General features: G+C 75.2%; 10 protein-coding genes. 4 read left to right on the top strand and 6 right to left on the bottom strand.

Annotated elements, in window-relative coordinates:
• The 6 genes from MNZ27_RS22190 to purM form a co-directional block, all read right to left on the bottom strand.
• The coding region (locus tag MNZ27_RS22190) for a DUF6178 family protein (protein ID WP_242396253.1) at positions 1 to 802 on the bottom strand (802 nt) is incomplete at its 3' end.
• Complete coding sequence (locus MNZ27_RS22185; protein ID WP_242396252.1) at positions 763 to 1,749, bottom strand: N-acetylmuramic acid 6-phosphate etherase; 987 nt, start codon at positions 1,747 to 1,749, stop codon at positions 763 to 765. The genes MNZ27_RS22185 and MNZ27_RS22190, both read right to left, overlap by 40 nt.
• 48 nt (positions 1,750 to 1,797) lie before the next feature.
• On the bottom strand, positions 1,798 to 2,019 hold the full coding sequence (gene rpmB, locus MNZ27_RS22180) for a 50S ribosomal protein L28 (RefSeq protein ID WP_242396251.1): 222 nt from the start codon (positions 2,017 to 2,019) through the stop codon (positions 1,798 to 1,800).
• Positions 2,020 to 2,084: 65 nt separating this feature from the next.
• Positions 2,085 to 3,629 carry a phytoene desaturase family protein gene (locus MNZ27_RS22175; protein ID WP_242396250.1) on the bottom strand — a complete coding sequence of 515 codons (1,545 nt, stop codon included), beginning with the start codon at positions 3,627 to 3,629 and terminating at the stop codon, positions 2,085 to 2,087.
• A 55-nt stretch (positions 3,630 to 3,684) separates the two neighbouring features.
• Positions 3,685 to 4,359: a phosphoribosylglycinamide formyltransferase gene (gene purN, locus MNZ27_RS22170; RefSeq protein ID WP_242396249.1), complete on the bottom strand. Its 675-nt coding sequence runs from the start codon at positions 4,357 to 4,359 to the stop codon at positions 3,685 to 3,687.
• Positions 4,356 to 5,393 (bottom strand): phosphoribosylformylglycinamidine cyclo-ligase, encoded by a 1,038-nt coding sequence (gene purM / locus MNZ27_RS22165; RefSeq protein WP_242396248.1) that lies wholly within the window; start codon positions 5,391 to 5,393, stop codon positions 4,356 to 4,358. Before purM ends, purN begins: the two co-directional genes overlap by 4 nt.
• Before the next feature lie 400 nt (positions 5,394 to 5,793).
• Here purM and MNZ27_RS22160 point away from each other — a divergent pair, with 400 nt between their 5' ends.
• The 4 genes from MNZ27_RS22160 to MNZ27_RS22145 all read left to right on the top strand — a co-directional run.
• Positions 5,794 to 6,441: a Crp/Fnr family transcriptional regulator gene (locus tag MNZ27_RS22160; protein WP_242396247.1), complete on the top strand. Its 648-nt coding sequence runs from the start codon at positions 5,794 to 5,796 to the stop codon at positions 6,439 to 6,441.
• Positions 6,438 to 7,202, top strand: a complete 765-nt coding sequence (locus tag MNZ27_RS22155) for an MBL fold metallo-hydrolase (RefSeq protein ID WP_242396246.1) — start codon at positions 6,438 to 6,440, stop codon at positions 7,200 to 7,202. The genes MNZ27_RS22160 and MNZ27_RS22155 overlap by 4 nt, the downstream gene beginning before the upstream one ends.
• 12 nt (positions 7,203 to 7,214) lie before the next feature.
• Complete coding sequence (gene accD / locus MNZ27_RS22150) at positions 7,215 to 8,072, top strand: acetyl-CoA carboxylase, carboxyltransferase subunit beta (protein ID WP_242396245.1); 858 nt, start codon at positions 7,215 to 7,217, stop codon at positions 8,070 to 8,072.
• Positions 8,073 to 8,158: 86 nt separating this feature from the next.
• Positions 8,159 to 8,978 (top strand): bifunctional folylpolyglutamate synthase/dihydrofolate synthase (locus tag MNZ27_RS22145; RefSeq protein ID WP_242396244.1); only part of this gene is annotated, 820 nt, incomplete at its 3' end.

The raw sequence follows: 8,978 nt of genomic DNA, 5'->3' as shown, positions 1-8,978 counted from the left end.
CGACCGCGCGGTCGAGCAGCGTGCCGCGCTCGAGCGTGGCGAGCAGGAACCCGGGCGCGCGCGCGGGCGGGCCCGCCGGGTGCGGCGCCGGCCCGCGCGGCGGGCGCGCGAACCAGGACAGCGCCTCCTCCATCGTCGGGAAGCCCAGGTCCTCGAGGCGTCCGGTGCGCCAGCGCAGCGCCGTCTCCTCGAGCTCGCTCGGCAGCTCCCAGCGGATGGACGAGAGGAGCCGCGAGGCCTTGAACGGATCCCGCGCGTACAGGTCGTCGACGATCCCGCGGATGGCCAGGTACTCCGTGCCTTCCACCAGGAACTCGACCACGAACTTCCCCTCGGGCGTCCGCAGGAAGCGATCCGTGGTCAGCTCCGGGTCGGGATCCTGCTCGAGGTCGTGGATCCGCAGCGCGTCGCGGAGCAGCAGGTACAGCACCTCCGCGTCGAGCGCGTCGAGCTTGTGGCTCCAGCGCGCGGCCGACGTCGGGTCGAGGTGGGCGCCCGCCCGGGCGGCGCGCAGCCAGGGGAGGGCCCTGCGCGGCGCGAAGCGGCCGGCGGACCACGCGTCGAGGTCGAGGAAGGTCCTGAACTGCTCCGGCGAGGCGAGCCGGACGAGCGCGGCGGCGTCGCCCAGGCCGATGTCGCGGATCGTGAAGTAGACCTCGTCGGGGGGGAGCGCGCGCACGAGCGCCTGCGGATCCCGCGCCTCCAGGATCACGTCGAGCCGCTTCCGGCCGCGCGCCTGCGCGAGCGCGGCGCGCGCCTGGTTCAGCTCCGCCGGTGCGAGCGTCCGTTCCTTCTTCGGCATCCCGATCTCCCCTCAGCGCTTTCTGGACCCGAACCCGAACCCGCGGCCCGTGCCCGCGTCCCGGATCCCGTGCCCCGGTTCCCGCGCCCCGTCGTCCGTGCCCCGCGGCCCGTCGTCCCGCGCCCCGTCGCGCGCGTCTCGCCCGCACGCTCCACCGCCTCGCGCACGCTCCACCCGCACGCGTCGAGCAGCGCCCGCGCCGGGCGGGCGCCCAGGCCGGCGAGCGCCATCACGTTCCGGACGGCGCGGTCGCGCAGCTTCGCGCTGGTGGTCCCGAGCGCCACCATCCGGCCCTCCCGCACCGCGCCGAGCTGGACGAACACCGCGGTCGAGAGCAGCCCGAGCGCCATCTTCGCCGCCGTCCCCGCCTTCATGCGGGTGGACCCGGCCACCAGCTCCGGCCCCGTCGGGAGCACCACCCGGCGATCGGCGGCGGCCCGCGCCGCCGGGTTGGACGTCACGAGGGCGGTGCGTGCGCCGCGCCGGCGCGCCTCCGCGAGCGCCGCGGCGACGAACGGGGTCCGGCCGGAGGCGCTCACGCCGACGACCACGTCCCGCGCGCCGACCCGCGCCCGCGCGACGGCGACGCGCCCCGCGGCGGCGTCGTCCTCGGCGCCCTCGATCGCGCGGCGGAGGGCGCGCGCGCCCCCGGCCACGAGCGCGAGGACGCGCGACGGCGCGACGCCGAAGGTGGGCGGGCACTCGGCGGCGTCGAGCGCGCCGAGGCGCCCCGACGTGCCGGCGCCGGCGTAGATCAGCCGCCCGCCGGCGCGCAGCGCGTCCGCCACCTCCGCGGAGAGCCCCGCGAGCGACGGCAACGCGCGGCCCACCGCGCGCACCGCCTCCCGATCGCCGGCGTGGAGCCGCGACAGGAGGCGGCCCGCGGAGAGCCGCTCGAGGTCCGAGCCTCTGGGGTGTGGCGCCTCGGTGACGGGGAGCCTGCGCATGCGAGCGCGCGCTACGTCCCGCTCACCGGGGCGCCGCGAGGACCTGCGCTACGCTTGGGCGGCGGGCGCCGTCCGGCCGCGGCCCGCCTTCAGGACCTTGCCGGCCTTGAGGCAGCGGGTGCAGACGCGGATGTGCTTCACCTCGCCCGCGAGGTTCGCCCGGACCGAGCGGAGGTTCGGGAGGGACCGCGTCTTGTTCTTGTTGTTCGCGTGGGAGACGGTGTTCCCGACGAGGGGACCCTTCCCACAGATCTCGCAGCGGCGTGCCATGTGGAGACTCCAAAAAACCGAAAGGAGCGCGGGATATTACCGATCCGCGCCCGAAAGGCAAGGGGTCACTTCAGGACCTCCTTGCGCCCCAGGGCTGCGATGACGTGCCCGGCCGCCTGGATGCCGGCGTAGAAATCGCCCTCGATGCCGAGCCCCGGGAGCACCTCGCGCCCGGCGAAGAAGAGGTTCTTCCACGGCCCGCGCACGTTCAGACCGGTGACGCCGAGGGTCGAGTCGAGATCCAGCTCGTAGAGCGGGTGGGAGAGCTGCCGGACCCCCGCGGCGAGGCCACCGGGGACGCTCAGGACCGGCGCGGACTCGCCCACGAGGTGACGCTCGAAGAAGGGGATGGCGTCGGCGACCGCCTCCCGGATCCGGGCCGAGGCCTGCGCGAGCTCCTCCCGCGTCGCGACCTCCGCCGGGAGGTACGCGCTCGCGCACACGACCCGCTCGTCGGGCACCGTCTCCGGCGACCCCTTCTTGGCGTCGCGCCGGGCGGGGAGCACCTGGAGGAACACGGCGTTGTCCAGCCCGTCGCCGCCGGCCGGATCGCGCAGCGCCAGCACGTTCTCGCCGAGGGCGGGCGGCAGCGCCGCCTGCTTGACGATGAGGTTCAGCGTGAAGAGCCGGCGCCGCGGGCGGATCCCGCCGAGCGCGCGCGCGGATCGCGCGTCGCGCTCGCCCTCGGGGAGGAGGCGCCGCACCTCCTCCGCGTCGATGGCCATGACGAAGGCGCGGGCGACGTGGACGTCGGAGGAGTCGGCGAGGCGGATCGCCGCGACGCGGCCGCCGTCGAGCTCGATCGCCGACGCGGGGGCGGGCTCGCCCGGGCCGCCGCGGAGCTCGCCGCGCGACTCGGCGATCCGGCGCCGGATCAGCTCGCCGAGCATGCCCTGGCCGTGGGCGAGCCGGTGCGTTCCCCGCAGCGCCCCGCCGAGGAGGCGGACCTGGGAGAGCGGAGAGGGCGGGCCGTCGAGGTAGGTGAGGAAGCGGTGCACGATCCCGAGGCTCCGGACGAGCTCGTGATCCGCGAGATCCGCGAAGGGGCGGCCGACGCCGACCGGCTCGCGCGGCGCGTTCGGCGCGGTGGACGCGAGCTTGAGCGCCTTCTTCACGCTGTGCCGCTCGCCGAAGCCCTCCGGCGGCAGGGGCGGGGCGGCCTTCAGGAAGAAGCCGGCGAAGTCGTACAGCGACGACAGGGTCGCGAAGCCCGCCTCGAGCGCGTCGGCCTCGCCGGGCCACTCGCGGCGCAGCTCGGTGCGGAGCACCGCCGGGTCGCGCCAGACGTCCACGCGGTGCTTCGGCAGCAGGAGCTGGAGATCGGGGTCCGACGGCTCGAGGACGCGGGCGACGTCGGTCGAGAGCCCCAGCTCCGCGAGCGCCGCCTCGGCCGCGGGCATGAAGCGCGGGCTCGGCACGACGGCGGGGCCCCAGGGGAGGGCGTACCCACCGTCCGTGTAGGTCGGCCCGCGGTCGTCGTGGGCGACGTGCAGCACGCGGAAGCCGCGCCGGGCGAGGAGGGCGCCCGCGACGATCCCGCCGAGCTGGGAGCCGAGGATGCAGACGTCGTAGATGCGCTGGGTCGCCGGAGGCCGGAAGGTTTGCGCCACGGCGGCGGAGTCTATGACGCGGGGGCGCCGGGCGCCACCCGGTCATGTGTCGCCATCAGCGTTCGACGGGCGGGTTCTCCAGGGGGGCGCCCGCGGCGGCCACGCCGTCCACGCGGACCACGCGCCCCTCGAGCGCGAGCCGCCCCTGCGCGATCCACTGCACCGCCTGCGGGTACAGCCGGTGCTCCTCCACCTGGATCCGCGCCTGCAACGCGGCCTCGTCGTCGCCGGGCAGCACCGGGACCGCCGCCTGCGCGATGATGGGCCCGGTGTCGGTCCCCTCGTCCACGAAGTGGACGGTGCAGCCCGCGACCCGCGCGCCGTAGGTGAGCGCCTGCCGCGCGGCGTGCATCCCGGGGAACGCCGGGAGCAAGGCGGGGTGGACGTTCACGACCCGCGGGCAGCCGCGGGACGACGCGCTCGGGCCGAAGGCGCCGAGGAACGCCGGCGTGACGATCCGCATGTACCCGGCGAGGCACACGAGCTCCACCTCGTGCCGCCGGAGCGTCTCCACGACGGCGCGGTCGTAGGCGGCGCGGTCGGCGACCCCCTTCGACGGCAGCACCTCCGTCGCGACGCCGGCCCGGCGCGCGCGCTCCAGCGCGCCGGCGCCGGGCACGTTCGAGACCACCACGGCCACCTTCGCGTCGAGGCGCCCGGCGGCGGTCGCGTCGAGGAGCGCCTGCAGGTTGGTGCCGCTGCCGGAGGCGAGGACGCCGAGCCGGATCACCGCACCACCTCGCAGGTGGCCTCCCCGGGCCCGCCCTGCTCGACGGCGCCGACCGTCCACGCGGCGAGGCCGCGGGCCGCGAGCGCCGCGTGGGTCGCCGCCTCGTCGCCGGGGGCCACGATCGCGACCAGGCCGAGCCCCATGTTGAAGGTCCGGTACATCTCGTCGCGCGGGACCTGCCCCTCAGTCTCGATGAGGTCGAAGATCGCGGGGCGCGGCCAGCGCCGCTCCTCGAGGATCGCGCGCGTCCCGTCCGGCATGTTGCGCGGCACGTTCCCGGGGAGGCCGCCGCCCGTGACGTGCGCGAAGGCCTTCACGCGGACCGCCTCGAGGAGGGCGAGGACGTCCTTCGCGTAGATGCGCGTCGGCTCGAGGAGCGCCTCGGCGAGCGTCTTGCCGCCGAGGGCGTCGAAGCGCTGGCCGAGGGGGTACCGCTCGGTGAGCGCCTTGCGGGCGAGCGAGTAGCCGTTCGAGTGGAGCCCCGACGAGGCGACGCCGATCACCACGTCGCCCGGGCGCACCGCGGCGCCGTCCACGATCCGCGAGCGCTCGACGCACCCGACCGCGAAGCCTGCGAGGTCGTACTCCCCGCGGGCGTAGAAGCCGGGCAGCTCGGCGGTCTCGCCGCCGATGAGCGCGCACCCCGCGAGGACGCAGCCGTGCGCGATGCCCTTCACCACCTCCGCGCCCTGCTCGGCGGAGAGCTTCCCGGTGGCGAAGTAGTCGAGGAAGAAGAGCGGCTCGGCGCCCACGACCGCCACGTCGTTCACGCACATCGCGACCAGGTCCTGGCCGATGGTGTCGTGCCGGTTCGCCGCGAACGCGACCTTGAGCTTCGTCCCGACCCCGTCCGTCCCGGAGACGAGCACGGGCTCCCTGTACTTCTTCACGTCGAGCGCGAAGAGCCCCCCGAAGCCGCCGATCCCGGCGAGGACCTCGGGGCGGAGGGTGGGGCGGGCGTGGGGCTTGATCAGCTCGACGAGCCGATCGCCCTCGTCGATGTCGACGCCCGCGTCGCGGTAGGTCAGGGACATGGCGGGCGTCTACCGCGACGGCGCTGCCGCCGCAAGCCCCGCCCGCCGGGGCGATCCCCGGTCCTTTCGGCCCTTCGTCCTGCCCGCGTCCCTTCAGATGATGACGGCGGCGAGGACGGCGGCGGCGAGGAAGAGGTTGAACGGGCGCATGGCGGGTGAAACGGATGGTACTGGAGCAGCGGCGGGTGGCCAGAAAACGTCATCGACGAGACGGTCCCGCGGGCCGGCGCGCCCCCCCCCCGAGGCGGCGCCGACCGGCGCGACGCAGGCGGGGCGTGCCCACCGGGACGGGCGCGCGCGGGCGGCCTCGACGCGGCGTGGCGCGGCTCTGGCGCGCCGCGTCGGTGCCGGACCGTTCGTTGACAGCTCTCGGCGAGGTCGGCTAAGCACCGGGCACCCCATGGCCGACGACCCGCTCTTCCAGCGCTTCGGGAAGGAGTACCCGGCCGGCGCGGTGCTGTTCCGGGAGGGCGAGCCAGGACGCGAGATGTACGTCGTCCACCAGGGCCGGGTGACGATCTCCAAGCGCGTCGGGGACGTCGAGAAGATCCTCTCGACGATGGGGCCGGGCGACTTCCTCGGCGAGATGTCGATCCTGAACAACCGTCCCCGCTCGGCGACCGCGACCTGCGCGGAGGCGTCGCGGCTCCTGGTGGTGGACGCGAAGACCTTCGAGGCGATGATCCGCGGCAACGCCGAGATCGCCGTCCGCATGATCCAGAAGCTCGCGGCCCGCGTGCAGGAGGCGAACGAGCAGATCGAGAACCTGCTCTTCCACGACGCCTCGTCGCGCGTCGTCCACTTCCTCGCGACGGCCGCCGAGCGGTCGCCGCGCGGCGTCGCCGGCCACGTGGTCGCCGTCGCCCCCGCGGACCTCGCCGCGCACGTCGGCGTCCGGCCCGAGCAGGCGGAGGAGGTCCTGCACAAGCTCCTCCAGGCGGGCATCGTCGCGCTGGACGGCGGCGGGCTCCTCGTGCCGGATCTCTCGAAGCTGCGCCACTTCCTGGAGTTCCTCCAGGTGAAGGCGCAGTGCGGGGAGCGGGCTTGAAGTTCCGCGTCCTCGGCTGCTCCGGCGGCGAGCTGCCTCGCCACCGGACCACGTGCTTCCTCGTGGACGGCCGGCTGGCCATCGACGCCGGCGCCCTGACCGCGAGCCTCCCGCTCGCGGCGCTGCTCCGGATCGACGACATCGTCCTCACGCACGCGCACCTGGACCACGTGAAGGACGTCCCGCTCCTCGCCGATCTGGTCGCGGGCCGCCGCCGGACGCCGGTGCGCGTCCACGCGTCGCCGGCGTGCGCCCGCACCCTGCGCCGGAGCCTCTTGAACGGCGAGCTGTGGCCGGACTTCACGCGGCTCCCCGACCCGCGCCGGCCCGCGCTCGAGATCCGCACCTTCCGTCCCGGACGGCGGTTCCGGATCGGCCCGTACACGGTCCTCCCGGTCCCGGTGGAGCACCCGGTCGAGGCGGTCGGGCTGCTCCTCTCCGACGGCCGCGCGACGGTCGGCGTCTCCGGCGACACCGGGCCGACCGAGCGCTTCTGGAAGGCGGCGAACGGCGAGGAGCGGCTCCGCGCCCTGCTCGTCGAGCTGTCGTTCCCGAGCACGCTCCAGCGGGTGGCCGACGCCGCGGGGCACCTCACGCCGCGCACGCTGGCGGGCGAGCTCGCCAAGCTGGAGAGAGACGATCTCCCGGTGCTGCTGTATCACCTCAAGCCCGCGTACCTCGCCGAGCTGAAGCGGGAGCTCGCGAGGCTCGCGCTGCCGAACGTCCGCGTGCTCCGACTCGGTGACGCGTTCACGCTCTAGACGGGAAGGTCCATGGCCTGGTTCTCCAAGCAGAAGAAGCTCAAGTCGAAGGACACCACCCCCGCCGCGCCGCCGACCCCGGCCGCGAAGGGCGAGGGCATCTGGTACAAGTGCGACGGCTGCGGCGAGGTCGTGCCGCGCGCCGAGTACGAGCGGAACTGGAACGTCTGCCCGTCGTGCGGCGCGCACGACGCGCTCCCGGTCCGCCGCCGCCTCGAGATGGTCCTCGACGCGGGGACCTTCCAGGAGCTCGACGTGGAGCTGACGCCGCAGGACCCGCTCGGCTTCTCCGACTCGAAGAAGTACCGCGACCGCCTGAAGGGCACGTTCAAGTCCACCGGGCTGCGCGACGCGTTCGTGTCGGGCGTCGGGGCCGTCGGCGGCGAGCCGGTGTCCATCGGGTCCTTCGCCTTCGAGTTCATGGGCGGGTCGATGGGATCGGTCGTGGGCGAGAAGGTCGCCCGCGTCTTCGACCGTGCGTACGAGCGGCGCATCCCGGCCATCGTGTTCTCCTCCACGGGCGGCGCCCGCATGCAGGAGGGCATCTTCTCCCTGATGCAGATGGCGAAGACCTCGGCGGCGCTCCACCGCTTCCGCGCCGTGCGGCGCCCCTACGTCTCGGTGATGCTCCACCCGACCACCGGCGGCGTTGCGGCGAGCTTCGCCTGGCTCGGCGACTTCGTCATCGCCGAGCCGAAGGCCCTCATCGGCTTCGCGGGGCCGCGCGTGATCGAGCAGACCATCCGCGAGAAGCTGCCGCCGGGCTTCCAGCGCTCCGAGTTCCTCCTCGAGCACGGGATGATCGACGCGATCGTCCCGCGGCTCGAGCTGCGGGATCGGCTCGCGCAGCTCCTGGCGCTCACCGCCTGACGGACCGCGCCGCCGTCCGGCGCGCGAGTCGCGCCGGCGCGCCCGGGCCGGCGCGCCGCGCGCCGTCGTGTTAGGACGAGCCCGCCATGCTCGACGTCCATCGCTACCTCGAGGGGCTCCAGCCGCTCTCGATCCGCTTCGGCCTCGAGCGCGTCGAGCGCGCCCTCGACGCGCTCGGCCACCCCGAGCGCGCCTACCCGATCCTCCACGTGGGCGGCACGAACGGGAAGGGCTCGACCTGCGCCATGGCCGCCGCCGCGCTGCGCGCCGCGGGGCACCGGGTCGGCCTCTACACGTCGCCGCACCTCGTCCGGTTCAACGAGCGGATCCAGGTGGACGGCGTCGAGATCGAGGACGCCGCGCTCGCCGCCCGCATCGAGGCCATCCGCCGGGCCTGCCCATGGCACGAGGGGGGCGGGGAGGGCGACCGGCTCACCTACTTCGAGTTCGCCACGCTCCTCGCCCTCCTCCACTTCGCCGAGGCGCGCGTGTCGGTGGCGGTGCTCGAGGTCGGCCTGGGCGGCCGCTTCGACGCGACGAACGCGGTGGTGCCCCGCGTGACCGCCATCGCCCGGATCGGCCTCGATCACACCCGCCTCCTCGGCGACACGATCGAGCAGATCGCGTTCGAGAAGGCGGGCATCTTCAAGCCGGGGGTGCCGGCGGTGGTCCACGCGCTCCAGCCGCCCGGCGCGCTCGAGGTGCTCCGCGCCGAGGCCGCCCGCCGCGGCGCGCCGTTCACCGTCGCCCCGGCGGACCACCCCGGGCCCATCGCGCTGGCCGGCCCGCACCAGCGGGGCAACGCGGGGCTCGCTGCGGCGGCGCTGCGGGCGCTCGCCGCCGCGGGCGTGCGCCTCGACGAGGCCGCCATCGCCGCCGGCATCGCCGGGGCGCGGTGGCCGGGCC

It is taken from the genome of Anaeromyxobacter oryzisoli, assembly GCF_022690765.1.
In the GTDB taxonomy this organism is placed as follows: Bacteria; Myxococcota; Myxococcia; order Myxococcales; family Anaeromyxobacteraceae; genus Anaeromyxobacter; species Anaeromyxobacter oryzisoli.
The sequence above is the reverse complement of the archived record's forward strand: the minus strand, read 5'-3'. Positions and strand labels throughout refer to the sequence as shown.